Raw genomic sequence first — 16,332 nt, 5'->3', positions numbered from 1 at the left:
GATGAACGACGACGCCAGGTACGAGGTGCTCCGCAACGACGAGGACCAGTACTCGCTGTGGCCCGCCGGGCAGGAGGTCCCGGCCGGCTGGCATCAGGTCGGCAAGAAGGGCACCAAGGACGAGTGCTCCGCCTACGTCGACGAGGTCTGGACCGACATGCGGCCGCGCAGCCTGCGCGAGCGGATGGAGCAGACGGCCCGTTGACGCGCTGACCCGCGGGCCTCTCCCGGGCGCCGTCCCGGGAGAGCCCCGCCTACGGCCCGCCACCCACCCCAATTCACCGGCCGCGGTTTTCTCGGCAAGGTCGAGAACGAATCCACCGGCCCGGACTGTCCGGCCGCCCGCTACTACGACCCCTCAATCGCGGAATAGTCTCACCCGATGTCCGGGTCGACGCTGTTCTCCTCATATTTCATGAGTCCTGGCCCGCCAGGATTTCGTGTGGAGCGATCTTCCTATTACTGAGGTTGAACTCGTGATGTCGCCGGGTGGCTCAGGTGGGTCTGGTTGTCGGGCCGGTCTCGGCGAGGCGGCCGTCTATGACCAGACCGCTGGCCGCCGCTGATTACCTGGTGCGCTCGGTGCGGTCGTCGTACTCTTCGCGGGCGGTGATGACTTCTTCGATGTGCAGCACGGACCACTCCGTGAGCGCCTTCAGCGGTTCCCGTAGCGTCTGGCCGAGCGCGGTCAGCTCATACTCCACGTGCGGCGGCACCTCTGGGTAGACGGTCCGGCTGACCAGCCCGTCGCGTTCGAGGGTGCGCAGCGTCTGGGTGAGCATCTTCTCGCTCACGCCCGCCAGCGCCTGCCGGAGATGACCGAACCGGGAGGTCCCGTTCCGGCCGAGTTCGCCCAGCACGAGGACCGCCCACTTGCTGCCGATCTGGTCGAGCAGGTCCCGCGACGGGCAGCCGCGCTCGTACGGATCGAATGACGGCATGGGCCCGGTCACATTCTCGACAGCAGCCATACGGCTCACCTCAATGCTTTCGCTGCGGTAAGTACCCTACCAAGAAGTGGCTACTCGCCAACAGAGAGTGTCCAGGTCATTCTGTGTTCCATCCCGCGGCGGACGGACCGCGGCAGGCGTGCGAGGCACGCGCGGAAGGAAGGAATGACCATCATGCCGATCGTCGTCACTGGAGCCACCGGCCAGCTGGGCAGGCTCACCGTCGAGGCACTGCTGCGGCGCGGGATTCCGGCCGCGGACATCATCGCGACCGGCCGGGACATCGCCGGGATCAAGGATTTGGCCGACCGAGGCATCACGGTACGCCGCGCCGACTTCGCGGACACGGACGGCCTGGCCGAGGCATTCGCGGGGGCGGACAGGCTGCTGCTGATCTCGGCCTCGGTCCCCGTGGGCGAGCGGGTCGCCAACCACCGCCGCGTGATCGACGCCGCGGCATCCGCAGGCGTGTCGCTAGTGGCGTACACGAGCACGACGCACGCGGACACGGCCACCACCGTCATCGGTGCCACGCACAGCGAGACCGAGGCGTATCTGCGGGACCGCGGAATCCCCAGCGTGCTGCTGCGCAACGGCTGGTACTTGGAGAACTACACCAGCCAACTGCCGCAGATCCTGCAGAACGGCGCGGTCGTCGGCGCCGCAGGCGAGGGGCGGATCAGCGCAGCGTCCCGCGCCGACTACGCCGAGGCCGCAGCGGTCGTCCTCACCACTGAAGGCCACACCGGCGCCGTGTACGAGCTCGGCGGCGACGAATCCTTCACCCTGACTGAGCTCGCCGCCGCGATCTCCGCTGCGGCCGGAAAGCAGGTTACCTACGCTGACCTCCCGGTGGCCGACTTCGCCCAGGTACTGGACGCCGCGGGCCTACCCGCCGAGCTGGCGGAGGTCCTCGCTGACGCTGACCGCGGTATGAACCGCGGCGAGATGTACACCGACTCCGGCGACTTGCGCCGCCTGATCGGCCGCCCGCCCGTGACCCTGGCCGAGGCACTCGCGGCCGCCCTGCATTACTGAGGTTGAACTCGTGATGTGGCCGGGTTGCTCAGGTGGGTCTGATTGCCAGGCCGGTCCCGGTAGTCGCGCCAGGAGAAGCTCTTGCGCCCATCGCGACGGCCGTCGTCATGGCGGGGCCGGTAGATGAGCCTGGAGCGGCGACCGGGTTTGTAGCAGGTCAGCGCGGCGATGGAGATCCGTCTGCGGGAGCGGCCGCGGACCCGCACCACCGGGGTCCGGCCGCGCTGTGACCAGGTCTTCGCGTGCGGCGTCCCGCGTACGGCTGCGCGTCTCGGCCCTCGGGGGACGACGCGACGTTGATCGGCGTCGGCGCTCTGACGGGCTGCGGTGCTCAGGGATTGAGCTTCTCGTAGGCGGCGCCGTGCCATTCGAGGAGTAGCACGGTGGCGTCGTCCTGCAGCCGGTGATTCTGGTAGTCCATCACGGTGCGGATCAGCCGCCGCAGGGTCTCGGGCACCGGCAGCCCCGCGGCGTTCTGTTTGATCATGAACTCGACGAACCGGCCCAGGCCGAACTCGCCGCTGTCCGGGTTGCGCATCTCGGTGATGCCGTCGGTGTAGAGGAGCAGCCGGTCGCCGGGCTGGAGTTGGTCCCGGCAGAGCGTGACGGGAAGCCCGAGATCGAGTCCCATCGGATGGGCGGGCGGGCACTTCAGGGTGGCGATCCACCGGCCCCCGCGAATCAGCACCGGCGGGTGATGGCCGCGGTTGATCCAGCTGAACACGCCGGTGTCCAGGTCGAGGTCGCCGATGATCGCGGTGACGAAGCGGTCGGCCCGGCCGAACTCGTCGATCAGTACACGCTCGATCATCTCGCTGTTCTGCGCCAGGCCGTGGCCCTGCCGCCGGTTGTTGCGGCAGGCCGCGACCGCCAGGTTGGCGGTCAGCCCGGCCGACACGTCGTGTCCCATCGCGTCGAAGACGGCGACGTGCGCCACGTTGCCGGAGGTCGAGTAGTCGAAGGCGTCCCCGCCGATCTCGTACGCCGGTTCGAGGACCGCGCCGATCGCCACCGTCGGCGTGGCGAAGGTGAGCGGCGGCATCAGGTTCCACTGCATCTCGGCCGCCACGTGCATCGGCCGGGTCCGCACGAGCCGCGCGTGATAGTCGCTGAACGACCGCTTGCTCACGACGATCAGGGAGATCAGGGAGGCGATGTGCCGCATCCGGTCGCCGAGGCCGGCGTCCTCGGCGGTGGGCCGCATGTGCAGGACTCCCAGGCGCTCGGTGCCGTCGAGCATCGGAACCCACCACTGGACCGGGTTGTCGCCGCGCAGCGGGCGCACCTCCTGCAGGGCGCGGCCCGCCAGAGTGGTGTCGATCTTCAGCTCCTCCGGCTGGGCCTCCTCCTCGGCCGGGCCGCACAGCCTGCGCAGCACGTTCTGCTGCAGGTCGCAGAGGTAGACGGAGATCCCGTCGAAGCCGGCCAGGTGTTTGTAGTTGTCGATGAGCGCCGGAATGCCTTCGAACGCCGTCAGGTGGCTGTCCGCCAGCATGTTCGCCAGTGCGCCCAGCAGATCGTGTTTCTCCGTAGGAGGGGGGATGCCCTGCTCCATCGTGCTCACCCCCAGGGTCCTTCATTACCTACCTTCGATGCTCGCCCTCACACGGTCCTGGGCCGATCGGTATCAACGTTTTTTGGAACAGATGACCGGTGCTTCACCGGCTCAGTCGAAGAAGCGGGCCAGCCGCCGCTCGTCCGCGGGCGTGGTGCCGTCCTTCGCCGGCACGAGGTCCGCGTAGACCGTGGACTCGTCGCGGGTGACCAGCAACGGGAACCAGCACCGGCCCGAACCGTCGGGCCGGCACAGGTGCTTGAAGGTCGCGACGTCGATCAGCCGCAGGTGGGTGGGGTCGGCCACCGCGTTGACGTGCCGCCACCAGGGGGCGAGGACGTGCAGCACCCCGCCGGGCCGCAGGATCCGGTGACACTCCCGCAGCAGGGGCAGGTAGTCGGCGAGGTGCTCCAGCACGTGCACCACGAAGACCTGGTCCACCGACTCGTCCGCCAGCGGCACCCCGCGCGACAGGTCGGCCAGCACGTCGACCATCGGCCCGGGGGACAGGTCGAGGCCGAGGTTGTCGCGGTGCTGCTTGGTGCCGCCGCAGCCGAGATCGACGACCCGGGGGGTGACGCCGGCCACCCGCACCCGGTCCCAGACGGCGAGCACCCCGGCCAGCCGGCCGAGCCGCTCCCGCAGCACCGCGAGAGCGGCGGCGTCCGGCACGTCTCCCTCGACGTGCGCAACCGCGCCGTCGAAACACACCCGCACGTCCAGGCCGCGGAGCCGGGGGTCGTGCGCCAGCAGGTCCGCCGCCGCCTCCTCCAGGTCCCGGTCGACCAGGTCACGCCGCCGCCTGTCCATCCGCACGCCCCCGCCGCTCCCGGCCCGCCGCCGGCTGTCTGACGTGTACCCGCCGCGGCCCCCCGGGGACCGTCGCGCACGCACGCTCCGTACGGGTCTGTGAGAAGGTGAATGAGGACCGTACAACGGGGGCAGGTGAGCGGTCATGCGCGATCCGCGGACCGGGGGGACCGGCGGACGGCGGAGAGGACACGTGGGAGGAGACGCGGACGTGGTTGCCGAAAGATCCGGAGCGCGGGACGCGAGAGGCACCTCACCGGAGCCGCTGACGCCGGAGCCGGACGACGGCGGGCTGGAGAAGATGATCGGCGGAGAGGCCGACATCGAGACACCGGCCGCCGAGACGCCGCCCCCGACCGGTGACGAGTCGGCGATGCCCGAGCCCGAGCCGGAAATCGGCCCGACCTCCTGAAGGCCCGGTGAACGGCTGAGATGGCTGACTACGTCGGCGCGGTCGACCAGGGGACGACCAGCACCCGCTTCATGATTTTCGATCGGTCCGGCAACGAGGTCGCCCGCCACCAGCTGGAGCACCAGCAGATCCTGCCGCAGGCGGGCTGGGTCGAGCACAACCCGACCGAGATCTGGGAGCGCACCCGCGCGGTCGCAGAGACGGCCATGCGTACGGCGGGCCTGCGGGCGTCCGACCTCGCGGCGCTCGGCGTCACCAACCAGCGCGAGACGACCGTCGTCTGGGACCGGCGCACCGGCCGCCCGTACTACAACGCCATCGTCTGGCAGGACACCCGCACCGACCGCATCGCCGCGGTCCTGGAACGGGAGGGCAAGGGCGAGGTGATCCGGCGTAGGGCCGGGCTGCCGCCCGCCACCTACTTCTCCGGCGGCAAGATCCAGTGGATCCTGGAGAACGTCCCCGGGGTCCGCGAGGCCGCCGAGCGCGGCGACGCGGTCTTCGGCACCACCGACACCTGGCTGCTGTGGAACCTCACCGGCGGCGTGGACGGCGGCGTCCACGTGACCGACCCCACCAACGCGAGCCGCACGATGCTGATGGACCTGGAGACGCTCGACTGGGACGACGAGCTGCTGTCGTTCTTCGGCGTGCCCCGGCGGATGCTCCCCGAGATCCGGCCGTCCGCCAATCCCGGCCTGTACGGCGTGACCCGCGCGGGCGGCCCGCTCGGCGGCGAGGTCCCGCTCGCGGGCGACCTCGGCGACCAGCAGGCCGCGACCGTCGGCCAGGTGTGCTTCGAGCCCGGCACGGCCAAGAACACCTACGGCACCGGCAACTTCCTGCTGCTCAACACCGGCACCGAGCTCGTCCGGTCCCGGCACGGCCTGCTCACGACGGTCTGCTACCAGTTCGGCTCGGCCAAGCCCGTGTACGCCCTGGAGGGGTCGATCGCGGTCACCGGCTCCGCCGTGCAGTGGCTGCGCGACCAGCTCGGCATCATCTCGGGGGCGGCGCAGAGCGAGGCACTCGCCCGGCAGGTCGAGGACAACGGCGGCGTCTACTTCGTGCCCGCGTTCTCCGGCCTGTTCGCGCCGTACTGGCGCGCCGACGCCCGGGGCGCGATCGTCGGCCTGTCCCGCTACAACACCAACGCCCACCTGGCCCGCGCCACCCTCGAATCGATCTGCTACCAGACCAGGGACGTCGTCACCGCGATGGAGCAGGACTCCGGCGTCGTCCTCGACGTGCTGCGGGTGGACGGCGGAGTGACGGCCAACGAGCTGTGCATGCAGCTCCAGGCCGACATCCTGGGCGTACCGGTCTCCCGGCCGGTCGTCGCCGAGACCACCGCGCTCGGCGCGGCGTACGCCGCCGGGCTCGCCGTGGGCTTCTGGAAGTCCACCGACGATCTCAGGCGCAACTGGCACGAGGACCGCCGCTGGGAGCCCACCTGGACCGACGAGCGGCGCGAGCGCGGCTACGCCGGATGGCGCAAGGCCGTCCAGCGGACGCTCGACTGGGTCGACGTCGACTGATCACGGATACGGAGGGGCGTCCGCCGTCCGCGACAGCACGTCGAGAAGCCGCCCGGGCGTCTCCACCACGGCGAGGAGCCCGGCGCCGGCGAACACAGGTGCGCCGAACTCGGCCGGGTCGCCGAACCCCCACGTCACGGCGACGGTCCGGACGCCGCACGCGGCGGCCCCGGCGACGTCCTCCAGGCGGTCGCCGACCATGACGGTCGCGTCCGGCGGCGCGCCGAGGACGTCGAGCGCGTGGCGGACCACGTCCGCCTTGTGCCGCCGCGTCCCGTCCAGCGTGGCCCCGGCGACGTACGCGAAGAAGCCGTCGAGGCCGAAGTGCGCGAGGATCTTCGCCGCGAAGACGGCCGGTTTCGACGTCGCCACCGCCAGGGTCCAGCCCTCGGCGACGAGGGCCTCCAGCACGGCGGGGATGCCCGCGATCACCTCGTTCTCGTACATCCCGGTCTCGGCGAAGCGCTCCCGGTACGCGTGGATGGCGTCGCCGAGGCGCTCCTCGGGGACGCCGAGCATCAGGAAGCCGTCCTGGAGGGGAGGGCCGATCAGGGCGCGGAGCCGTCCGTGGTCCACCTCCGGGAACCCGACGGCGGCCAGGGCGTGCCGCAGCGAGGCGACGATGCCGATCTCGGGGTCGGTCAGTGTGCCGTCGAGATCGAAGAGGCAGTAACGGGCATCGGTCACGTGAGGCCGTCCGTTCGCGGTGGTCGTGCAGGTGGGATCGCACGGGTGAGGGCGTGCGGGTGGGGTCATGGGCGGATGCGTGCAGGTGGGTACTATTCCAGCCGGTCGTCCCGTCGCTTCGCGCGGGTGCGGCAGCCGTACAGGACCTTCCCCCTGGTACGCGCGGACGCGGAGGTGATCACGCGAGCCGCGGGTAGACCGGTGAGCGGGAGGTGAGGCCGATGACCACGCCGGAGCGGAGCCGTCCCCACGCGGAGCCCGAGGAGGGCGTGCGGCACGGCCGGCTGTCCGCCCGTCCCGTGGCCGTGCCGCGGGCGGCGTCGCCTCCCGAGCCCGGGACCCACCGCCTCGACGGCCGCGCCCTGCTGCACGTGCCGCCCGGCCTCGGGGACGGGCCGGCCCCGCTCGCCGTGGTGCTGCACGGCGCGGGCGGCACGGCGGAACAGGCGCTGGAGTGGCTGGTCCCCGAGGCGACCCTTCTCGGGGTGCCGCTGCTCGCGCCGCAGGCCGTCTCGGCCACCTGGGACGTGATCGTCGGCGGGTACGGCGCGGACGTGTCGAGGATCGACGCCACCCTGGAGGAGACGTTCGCCCGCGTGGCCGTCGAACTCGGCGGCGTGGCCGTCGCCGGGTTCTCCGACGGCGCCTCCTACGCGCTGTCGCTGGGGCTGGCCAACGGCGATCTGTTCCATGCCGTGCTGGCGTTCTCTCCCGGCTTCATGGCTCCGATGATCCGGCACGGCCGGCCCCGCGTCTTCGTCTCGCACGGCACCTCCGACCGGGTGCTGCCGATCGACCGCTGCAGCAGGCGCCTCGTCCCCGAGTTGCGGGACGGCGGATACGACGTGACGTACGAGGAGTTCCGGGGCGGGCACCGGGTCCCGCCCGAGGTCGCCGCGGCCGCCGTCCGATGGTGGCGGAACCCTACCCCTGATGGTCCCTTATTCATGTAGGTAATAGGGGTTATTATCACGGGTATGGGAGCACTGCTCGACCTCGTGCAACTGCGAACGTTCGTGGCCATCGCCGACTGCGGTGGCTTCGGCCGGGCCGCGTCCGCGCTGCGGACCAGCCAGCCGACCGTGAGCCAGCACGTCCGATCGCTGGAACGCGTCATCGGGCAACCGCTGGTGGAGAAGACCGGCAGGTCCACCCGGTTCACCATGGCGGGCGAGACGCTGCTCGTGGAGGCGCGGCGGCTGCTCGCCGTCCACGACGAGGCCCTCTGCCGGCTGGGGGCCGAGCGGACGGCGGGGCTGACCGTCGGCGCCGTCGAGCACGCGGGTTACCAGACGCTGCCCGACCTCCTCGGCGCGCTGATGGCGGCGCTGCCCACGCGGGACGTCGTGTTCCGGCTGGACCGCAGCACCCCCCTGGCCGAGGCGACCCAGAAGGGGACGCTGGACATGGCGCTGATCCTCGGCGTCGTGCCCGGCGTCGGCGGCAGGCAGGTCGCCGCGCTGCCGCTGCGCTGGCTCGCCGCGCCGGGCTGGTTCCTCCCGCCGCCGGACCGGCCGGTGCCGCTGGTGGCCTTCCAGGAGCCGTGCGCCCTGCGGCGGCAGGCCGTGAGCGTGCTGGAGGGGCTCGGCTGGCCGGTGCGGATCACCACGGAGGCGGTCAACCTGGAGGGTGTGCTGGCCGCGGCCCGCGCCCGGCTCGGCATCGCCCTGCTGCCCACCGCATTCGGCGTGCCGAAGGGCCTGGAGGAGATCACTCCGCTGCCCGCGCAGGACCCGGTCGGGCTGCGCCTGCTGAGCAGGCGAGGGCTCGACCCGGAGATCGAGTCGAGTGCCTGCGCGGCCCTGCGTGAATTCTTCTCCTCGGTCGCGGAATTCCCCGGCGCGCTCGCCGCACAGGTTGCCATAGGGAATTCGAATTGATTTCAATCGGCATCGCAAATGGGTCGGTGACAATGGCGTAATAAGTTGACCGTCGCGTTTTGTCGTGGTGTGATTCCGTCGATGTCCTGAATTCTCCTGGTCCGCGGGACGGGAATTCGCCAATCGATCCGCCGGTTCCGCCGGGTTCCGGCTATTTCGGCGCGCCCGCGTGCCCCGCTCTCTCCTTTTCCCATCGCGACAGAAAAGGCCTCACCGATGTCAGTGAGCGACGACACCGCCACCCAAGTGGACGACGAACCGGCCGGGCGGCGGGGCAGCCTGCGGTCCAGGCGTCCGGCGGTACGCGCTCGCCGGCACGCAGGTGTCGCTCGACCCCGCGGTGGCGGCCACCGCGGTGACCGGCCTGATCGACCGCAACATCTTCGACTCCCTGGTCGTGCAGACCGGTCCCGCCACCTTCGGGCCCTGGCTGGCCACGAAGTGGGCCGTGTCCGGAGACGGACGGACCTACACGTTCACCCTCAGGGACGGCGTCACCTTCCACGACGGCACGCCGTTCACTGCCGAGGCGGTGAAGGCGACGCTCGACCACGTGGTGGACCCGGCCACCAAGTCGGCCTACGCCGCGTCGCTGATCGCGCCGTACGAGAAGTCGCGGGTGGTGGACGACCACGTCGTCGAGGTGACGCTGAAGCGGCCGTTCACCCCGTTCCTGCAGGCCCTGTCGGTGCCGTACCTGGGCATCCAGAGCCCGGCGGCGCTGGCCAAGCCGGTCGCGGACTACCGCCCGGTCGGCACCGGCCCCTTCTCCTACGTCTCCTGGGAGAAGGACAAGCGGGTCACGCTGCGCAAGAACGCCGCCTACGCCTCGCCGCCCGCCGGCGCGTCCCACCAGGGCGCGGCCTACCTCGACGGCCTCGTGTTCGAGTTCGTCCCCGAGGACGCCACCCGGTACGGCGCGCTCACCAGCGGGCAGGTCCAGGCGATCGCGGGCGTCCCGCCGGTCAACGCCGGCAGACTGCGGTCGCTCGGGGGATTCGATCTCACCGCGCAGGAGACGCCGGGCCTGAACTACAACCTCTATCTGAACCAGACCCGCGGGCCGCTCAAGGACGTGCGCGTGCGCCGCGCCCTGTCGGCCGCCGTGAACGTCGCCGAACTGGTGAAGAACATCTACTTCGGCCGGTTCCCCGTCGCGCGCCACCCGCTGAGCCGCACGACCGCGGCCTACGACGCGACGGCCGAGAGCGAACTGGCGTCCCACGACCTCGCCGCGGCGGAGCGGCTGCTCGACGAGGCGGGCTGGAAGAAGGGCTCCGACGGCTACCGCGTGAAGGACGGCAAGACCCTCGCCCTCACCTGGCCCTACTGGGCGGAGGGCAACAAGGAGCAGCGCGACGTGCTCGCCGAGGGCGTCCAGGCCCAGGCCAAACTCGCCGGCATAAAGATCGAACGACCGGCCGTGGACACCGGCGCGTTCGTGAGCAAGTACCTCATCGGCGGCGAGTACGACCTCGTCGACGTCAGCTTCGCCCGGCCCACGCCCGACGTGCTGCGCTTCGCGTTCGCCTCGGGCAACACCTACGCCAAGGCCGGCGGCAACGTCGCGCTGGTCGACTCGCCGCGGATCGACACCTGGGTGGAGGAGGCGGCGGAGACGTCCGATCCGGCCACCGCCGCGAAGGACTACGCCGCCGTGCAGCACGAGGTGCTCCGGCAGGCGTACGTGCTGCCGCTCTACACGCCGGTGCAGCTCACCGCCTTCTCCGCCAAGGCGCGCGGCGTCGCCTTCGACGCCCAGACCTACCCGGTCTTCCACGGCGTGTGGCTGGGGGCGTGATCCCGTGCCGCCGCTGGCCCGCCGGCTGACCCGCCGGCTGGCGCTGACCCTGTTCGTGCTGTGGGGCGCCGCCACGTTCGCCTTCGCCGGGATGCGGCTGGTGCCCGGCGACCCCGCCCGCGTCATCGCGGGCGGGGTCCAGGCCAACGCCACACCCCAGGTGCTGGACGCGATCCGCGCGGAGTACGGCCTGCAGGAGCCGACCGTCGTGCAGTACGCCCTGTTCCTCGGCCGGCTCCTGCGCGCCGACCTCGGCGGCTCCTACCAGCTGGGCCGGCCGGTGAGCCAGGTGATCGGCGAGCAGATCGGCGCCACCCTGGCGCTCGCGGCGGGGGCGGCCGCACTCGGCTTCGGCCTCGCGGTGGCGCTCGCCACGCTCACGGCCGACCGGCCACGCCTGCGGGCGCTGTCGCGCGCCGCCGAGTTCTGCTCGATCTCGACGCCGAACTTCTGGATCGGCATCCTGCTGCTGGCCGCCTTCTCCTTCCACCTGGGCTGGTTCCCCGTGATCGGCGACGACGGTCCGGCCGCGCTGGTGCTGCCGTGCGCCGCGCTCGCGCTGCCCATCGCCGGGGTGTTGGCCCAGGTGACCAGAGAAGGGCTGGAACGCGCCCTGGACCAGCCGTTCGCGCTGACCGCCCGGGCGCGCGGCGCCACCGAGCACCGCATCCGCGTGCGCCACGCGCTGCGGCACGCCGCGCTGCCGGTGCTCACGCTCTCCGGCTGGGTGCTCGGGGAACTGCTCGCCGGCACCGTGGTCGTGGAGACGGTCTTCGCCCGGCAGGGCCTCGGCCACGTCGTTGTGGCGGCGGTGCGCGGCCGGGACTTCCCGGTCGTGACGGGTGTGGTGGTGCTCTCCGCGCTCACCTTCTCCCTGATCAACATCGTCGTCGACCTGCTCTACGGGCTCGCCGACCCGCGGATCGGGGCGGCGGCGTGAGCGCGGTCCCGGACGCGGCGGCCGGCGGGCCGTACGAGCCGACGCGGGCCGGCCTGCCGAAGGTGAGGCTGCCGAGGGTGGGGCTGCCCCGGCCGGGCGTCGCGCTGGCCGTCGCGTTCTTCGCGCTCGTCTGCCTGGCCGCGGCCTTCCCCGGCCTGTTCGCCCACGCGCCCGACCGGGTGGACCCGGCGCTCGCGCTGCGCGGGCCGATGGAGGGACACCCGCTCGGCACCGACCAGCTCGGCCGTGACGTGCTCGCCCGGCTGGTCTTCGGCACGCGGCCGTCGCTGCTCGTCGGCGTGGGCTCCACCCTGCTCGCCGGCGTCGCGGGCGCCGCCTGGGGGCTGCTCGCCGCGCTGGGCGGCCGCGTCGCGGGCGAGGCGGCCATGCGGCTGGCCGACGTGCTGCTGTCGTTCCCGGCCGTCCTGATGGCCCTGCTCGTCGTGGCCGTCCTCGGGCCCGGCACCCGCAACGCCGCCCTGGCGATCACCGTCGCCCTCGCGCCGGGGTTCGCCCGGGTCGTGCGCGCGCAGGCGCTGGTCGTCCGCGGCTCGCCGTACGTGCGGGCGGCGGTCGGCCTCGGCCTTGCCCCGGCGCGGATCCTGCTGCGGCACATCGCGCCGAACGTCGTCGCGCCCCTGCTGATCCTGGCCACGGTCAACGTCGGCACCGCGCTCATCGCCGGGGCGTCGCTGAGCTTCCTCGGGCTCGGCCCGCAGCCCCCCGCCCCCGAGTGGGGCGCGATGCTCGCCCAGTCGCGCGACTACCTCGACGTGAGCTGGACCCTCGCCCTGTTCCCGGGGGCGGCCATCACGCTGACCGTGCTGTCCGCCACCGTCGCCGGGCGGGCCCTGCAGGCCCGCTACGAAGGACGGGAGGCTCGATGAGCGGCGACCACCTCTCCACGCCGCTGCTGGAGGTGGCGGGGCTCTCCGTTGGCTTCGCCACCCGGCGCGGCGTCGTACCGGCCGTGCGGGACGTCGACCTGTCGCTGCGCGCGGGGGAGTGCCTCGCGGTGGTGGGCGAGTCGGGATCGGGAAAGAGCGTCACGGCCCGGGCGCTGCTCGGCCTCGCCGGTGCCGGCGCCCGGGTGACCGCGCGGACGCTGACCTTCGAGGGACGGGACCTGCGCACGCTGGGCGGCGGCCAGTGGCGGCGGCTGCGCGGCCGCCGCATCGGCTACGTCCTTCAGGACGCGCTGACCTCGCTCGACCCGCTCCGCCGGGTCGGCCTGGAGGTGGCGGAGGCCCTGGAGGTGCACGGCCTGGCGCGCCGCGACGACCTCGACGACCAGGTCATCCGGCTGCTCACCGAGGCCGGGGTGCCCGACCCGCACGTGAGGTTCCTGCAGTATCCGCACGAGCTGTCCGGAGGTCTGCGGCAGCGGGCGCTGATCGCCTCCGCCATCGCGGCCGAACCCGCCCTGCTGATCGCGGACGAGCCCACCACGGCACTCGACGTCACCGTGCAGGCGCAGGTGCTCGGCCTGCTGGAGGAGCGGCGGCGGCGGGGCACGGCGCTGCTGCTCATCAGCCACGACCTCGCGGTCGTCGCCCGGCTCGCCGGCCAGATCGCCGTCCTGTTCGCGGGCGTGGTCGTGGAGCGGGGACCGGCGGCGGCCCTGCTGGCGTCTCCCGCCCACCCCTACACCGCCGACCTGCTGGCGGCCGTGCCCGGCCTGGACGGCCCGGACAGCCCGGACGGCGGTCCGGTGCGAGGGCTGCCGATCGTCCGGACCGGACCCCCGGCCGCCACCGGCTGCCCGTACGCCCCGCGCTGCGCGCTCGCCGACGACCGCTGCCGCTCCGAGCCGCCGCCCCCCGTGTCGTACGGAGAGAACGGGCCGGACGGGCAGGACGGGCAGGACCGGATGGTCCGCTGCTTCCACCCCGGGCGGGCGCGGCCCGCCACCGCCTCCCGAGCGCCGACGGAGCCGGTCCGGGTGAAGGACCATGCCGTCGTCTCGGTGCGGGGCGTCACCAAGCGCTACCGCTCCCCGGACGGATCGTGGCGTACGGCCGTCGGCGACGTGTCGTTCGACCTGCGCGCGGGGGAGGCGCTCGGCCTGGTCGGCGAGTCGGGGTCGGGGAAGAGCACCACCGCGCGGATCGTGTTGGCGGAGATCGTCCCCGACGCCGGGACGGTGCTGCTCGACGGCGAGCCGTGGACCGGGCTGCGCGAGCGTGACCGGCGCTCGCGGCGCTCCCGGATCCAGCTCGTCGACCAGGACCCGCTGAGCTCGTTCGACCCGCGCTTCACGGTCGAGCGGGTCGTCGGCGAGGCGGTGCCGGGGAGGATGCCGCGACGCCGCAGGCGTGAGCGGGTCGCCGCGCTGCTCGGCCGGGTCGGGCTCGACCCCGCCCTGCTGGACCGCGTGCTCGCTCGGCTGAGCGGCGGCCAGCGCCAGCGGGTCGCGATCGCCCGCGCGCTCGCCCCGGGCCCCGAGGTGATCGTCTGCGACGAGCCGGTGTCCGCGCTCGACGTCACCGTGCAGGCGCAGATCCTGGCCCTGCTCGCCGAGCTGCGGCGCGAGGCGGGGGTCGCGCTGCTGTTCATCTCGCACGACCTGGGCGTCGTCCGCCAGGTCTGCGACCGCGTGGCCGTGATGAAGGACGGAAGGCTGGTCGAGACCGGCGCCGTCGCCGACGTCTTCCGCGCCCCGCGCGCCGCGTACACCGCAGAACTGCTCGCCGCCGTCCCGCGGATCGACGCGGGGCGTACGGCGGGAGCACTCCCGCACGCCGCCCTCAACCTGGAGGCTCCATGACCTCGCCCAACCCCTCCTCCGGCTCCGCTGGCTCCTCGGCCGGCCCGGGTCCGCGCGCCGCCCTCGTGACGGGCGCGGGGTCGGGCATCGGCCGGGCCACCGCCGAGCTGTACGCGGCGCGCGGCGTCGCGGTGCTCGCCGTGGACCACGACGAGTACGCGCTCAAGGAGCTCGCCGTGCTCGACGGCGTGCTGACGCTGGCCGGCGACGTGTCGCGGGAGGAGACCAACCACGCCGCGGTGGAGCTGGCGGTCCGCGAGTTCGGCCGCCTCGACGCGGTCGTGCTCAACGCCGGCATCGGCGGCACCCGGCCGTGGGAGTCCCCGGGGGCGGTGGAGGCCGCGGAGCGGATCTTCGCGGTCAACCTCCGGGGCCCGATCCTGGGCATCAGGGCCGCCGTGCCCGCCCTGCGCGCCGCCGGGGGCGGGGCGGTCGTGGTGACCGCGTCCGTGGCCGGGCTGCGCGCCGACCCCGGCAACTGGGCGTACAACGCGTCGAAGGGCGCGCTGATCAACCTCGTCCGCGCCGCGGCCATCGACCACGCGCCCGACGGCATCCGGGTCAACGCCCTCGCCCCGGGGCTCACCTGGACGCGGATCAACGCCGGGGTCCGCCGGGACCCCGTGCTCACCGCCGAGATCGAGCGCCGCATCCCGCTCCAGCGGTTCGCCGAGCCCCGCGAGCAGGCCGAGGCCGTCTGGTTCCTCACCTCGCCCGCCGCGTCGTACGTCACCGGGACCGCCCTGGTCGTCGACGGCGGCCTCGACGCGAGCCTCGGCATCCTCCCGCTGCCGCCCGTACACCCGTGACCCGCACGCACCGACCACAGCAACCGACAGGAGAAGGAGACCGCCGATGAGCACGACGGAGACGAGCACCACCGAGATCAACCGTACGGTGGCCAGGCGTTTCTACGAGGAGGTCGTCTCGCAGGGGCGGCTCGACGTCCTCGACGAGATCGTCGCCGACGAGGCGACGGACGGCGCGGTGCCCGCCGGGGGCAACCTCGGGCGGGCGGGGTTCGTCCAGCACATCACCTGGCTGCGCTCGGCGGTCGAAGGCGTGACCGCGACCGTGACGGACACCGTCGCCGAGGGCGACCGGGTGGTCGTCTACTGGACCATCGAGGGCGTGCAGCGCGGCGAGGTGTTCGGCGCCCCGCCGAGCGGGCGCCGCTTCAGCGGCCAGAGCATCAGCACGATCCGGTTCCGCGACGGCAGGATCGTGGAGTACGAGGTGCTCCCCGACCGTCTGGGCATCCTGCAGCAGCTCAGCGGCTGAGGCAGCCGTCAAGGAGCGCGGGGAGGGGGCGCTGTGGGGCGCGGCGCCGGCCGCGTCGCGTTCCCGCAGCCGGCTCATGCGGCCGGATCGTGCCGCCTGCTTGTGCCGCCTGCTCGTGTGGCCGGCTCGCGCGGCCGGCGAGTCGGCCTTCAGGCCCGGCCGGAGCGGTCGAGGAACCGGCGCAGGCCGTCCCGCACTCCGTCGGTGGGCACGGTGGCGGCGAAGCAGGCCGCCTCGACCGCCAGTCCCTCGTCGATCGGCAGGTTGATTCCCCGGGTGACGGACCGAAGGCAGGCCGCGACGGCCGTCGGCGCGTGCCGGGCGATCCGGCCGGCCAGATCCCGCGCAGCGCCGAGCAGGTCGGCGGCGGGCACGACGGCGTTGACCAGTCCGATCTCGGCGGCCCTGGCGGCGGGGATCGGATCGCCGGTAAGGATCATCTCCAGGCCGCGCTTGCGGCCCACGTGGCGCGGCAGCCGCTGGGAACCGCCGAACGGCGGAGGGAACCCGAGGGTGATCTCGGGTTTGGCGAACGTCGGCGCCACCGGCAGCAGCGGACCGGCATCGGGTTGGTTAAGGTCTCGCGCCGGTCTTTCGTCATGGGCACCAGGTGGGTGTGGGGGTGGACAGCGGCGTCCGGTGCGTAGATCCGGTGTCACTCTTCGTGTGGATT

Annotated in this window: 17 protein-coding genes; 12 read left to right on the top strand and 5 right to left on the bottom strand. The window is 72.8% G+C overall.

Annotation, left to right across the window (positions count from 1 at the left end; genetic code table 11):
• Nucleotide 1: 1 nt before the first annotated feature.
• The gene (locus HHX37_RS25135; RefSeq protein WP_182886984.1) at nt 2-205 is read left to right on the top strand and encodes an MbtH family protein; all 204 of its coding nucleotides are present in this window, start codon (nt 2-4) and stop codon (nt 203-205) included.
• Nucleotides 206-566: 361 nt separating this feature from the next.
• Here the strand turns inward: HHX37_RS25135 and HHX37_RS25130 are convergent, their stop codons facing one another.
• A complete protein-coding gene (locus HHX37_RS25130; RefSeq protein ID WP_067253666.1) occupies nt 567-971 on the bottom strand; it encodes a winged helix-turn-helix transcriptional regulator in 405 nt (134 codons plus the stop codon).
• Nucleotides 972-1,124: 153 nt separating this feature from the next.
• Between HHX37_RS25130 and HHX37_RS25125 the strand changes: the two genes are divergently transcribed.
• Nucleotides 1,125-1,988, top strand: a complete 864-nt coding sequence (locus HHX37_RS25125) for an SDR family oxidoreductase (protein WP_205826473.1) — start codon at nt 1,125-1,127, stop codon at nt 1,986-1,988.
• A gap of 331 nt (nt 1,989-2,319) precedes the next feature.
• On the opposite strand, the gene HHX37_RS25120 is transcribed toward HHX37_RS25125, so the two are convergent.
• Both HHX37_RS25120 and HHX37_RS25115 read right to left on the bottom strand, forming a co-directional pair.
• A complete protein-coding gene (locus tag HHX37_RS25120; RefSeq protein WP_220503144.1) occupies nt 2,320-3,543 on the bottom strand; it encodes a PP2C family protein-serine/threonine phosphatase in 1,224 nt (407 codons plus the stop codon).
• Nucleotides 3,544-3,654: 111 nt separating this feature from the next.
• Nucleotides 3,655-4,353 carry a methyltransferase domain-containing protein gene (locus tag HHX37_RS25115; RefSeq protein WP_182876818.1) on the bottom strand — a complete coding sequence of 233 codons (699 nt, stop codon included), beginning with the start codon at nt 4,351-4,353 and terminating at the stop codon, nt 3,655-3,657.
• Between the two features lie 211 nt (nt 4,354-4,564).
• Between HHX37_RS25115 and HHX37_RS25110 the strand changes: the two genes are divergently transcribed.
• Both HHX37_RS25110 and glpK read left to right on the top strand, forming a co-directional pair.
• On the top strand, nt 4,565-4,765 hold the full coding sequence (locus HHX37_RS25110) for a hypothetical protein (protein WP_138463273.1): 201 nt from the start codon (nt 4,565-4,567) through the stop codon (nt 4,763-4,765).
• 20 nt (nt 4,766-4,785) lie between these two features.
• On the top strand, nt 4,786-6,303 hold the full coding sequence (gene glpK, locus HHX37_RS25105) for a glycerol kinase GlpK (protein WP_182886983.1): 1,518 nt from the start codon (nt 4,786-4,788) through the stop codon (nt 6,301-6,303).
• On the opposite strand, the gene HHX37_RS25100 is transcribed toward glpK, so the two are convergent.
• Complete coding sequence (locus HHX37_RS25100; protein WP_220503112.1) at nt 6,304-6,990, bottom strand: HAD hydrolase-like protein; 687 nt, start codon at nt 6,988-6,990, stop codon at nt 6,304-6,306. It lies immediately after the preceding gene.
• 221 nt (nt 6,991-7,211) lie between these two features.
• Between HHX37_RS25100 and HHX37_RS25095 the strand changes: the two genes are divergently transcribed.
• From HHX37_RS25095 to HHX37_RS25060, 8 genes are all read left to right on the top strand, one after another.
• Nucleotides 7,212-7,943 (top strand): alpha/beta hydrolase, encoded by a 732-nt coding sequence (locus HHX37_RS25095; protein WP_182886981.1) that lies wholly within the window; start codon nt 7,212-7,214, stop codon nt 7,941-7,943.
• A gap of 24 nt (nt 7,944-7,967) precedes the next feature.
• The gene (locus HHX37_RS25090; protein WP_111699485.1) at nt 7,968-8,870 is read left to right on the top strand and encodes a LysR family transcriptional regulator; all 903 of its coding nucleotides are present in this window, start codon (nt 7,968-7,970) and stop codon (nt 8,868-8,870) included.
• Nucleotides 8,871-9,192: 322 nt separating this feature from the next.
• Nucleotides 9,193-10,671: an ABC transporter substrate-binding protein gene (locus tag HHX37_RS25085; RefSeq protein WP_182886980.1), complete on the top strand. Its 1,479-nt coding sequence runs from the start codon at nt 9,193-9,195 to the stop codon at nt 10,669-10,671.
• 4 nt (nt 10,672-10,675) lie between these two features.
• Nucleotides 10,676-11,611: an ABC transporter permease gene (locus HHX37_RS25080; protein WP_310740515.1), complete on the top strand. Its 936-nt coding sequence runs from the start codon at nt 10,676-10,678 to the stop codon at nt 11,609-11,611.
• Complete coding sequence (locus HHX37_RS25075; protein WP_310740514.1) at nt 11,608-12,498, top strand: ABC transporter permease; 891 nt, start codon at nt 11,608-11,610, stop codon at nt 12,496-12,498. Before HHX37_RS25080 ends, HHX37_RS25075 begins: the two co-directional genes overlap by 4 nt.
• Nucleotides 12,495-14,378, top strand: coding sequence for an ABC transporter ATP-binding protein (locus HHX37_RS25070; protein WP_182886979.1), 1,884 nt, complete (start codon nt 12,495-12,497; stop codon nt 14,376-14,378). Before HHX37_RS25075 ends, HHX37_RS25070 begins: the two co-directional genes overlap by 4 nt.
• A complete protein-coding gene (locus HHX37_RS25065) occupies nt 14,375-15,187 on the top strand; it encodes an SDR family NAD(P)-dependent oxidoreductase (protein ID WP_182886978.1) in 813 nt (270 codons plus the stop codon). The genes HHX37_RS25070 and HHX37_RS25065 overlap by 4 nt, the downstream gene beginning before the upstream one ends.
• 46 nt (nt 15,188-15,233) lie before the next feature.
• Nucleotides 15,234-15,659, top strand: coding sequence for an ester cyclase (locus tag HHX37_RS25060; RefSeq protein ID WP_111699481.1), 426 nt, complete (start codon nt 15,234-15,236; stop codon nt 15,657-15,659).
• Between the two features lie 149 nt (nt 15,660-15,808).
• Here HHX37_RS25060 and HHX37_RS25055 read toward each other — a convergent pair whose 3' ends face one another.
• Nucleotides 15,809-16,204 carry an enoyl-CoA hydratase-related protein gene (locus tag HHX37_RS25055; RefSeq protein ID WP_220503111.1) on the bottom strand — a complete coding sequence of 132 codons (396 nt, stop codon included), beginning with the start codon at nt 16,202-16,204 and terminating at the stop codon, nt 15,809-15,811.
• Nucleotides 16,205-16,332 lie beyond the last annotated feature (128 nt).

This window comes from Microbispora sp. H10885, from assembly GCF_014161415.1.
GTDB classification, from domain to species: Bacteria; Actinomycetota; Actinomycetes; order Streptosporangiales; family Streptosporangiaceae; genus Microbispora; species Microbispora triticiradicis.
Note: the sequence above shows the minus strand (reverse complement) of the source record. Positions and strands in the feature narration are given on the sequence as shown.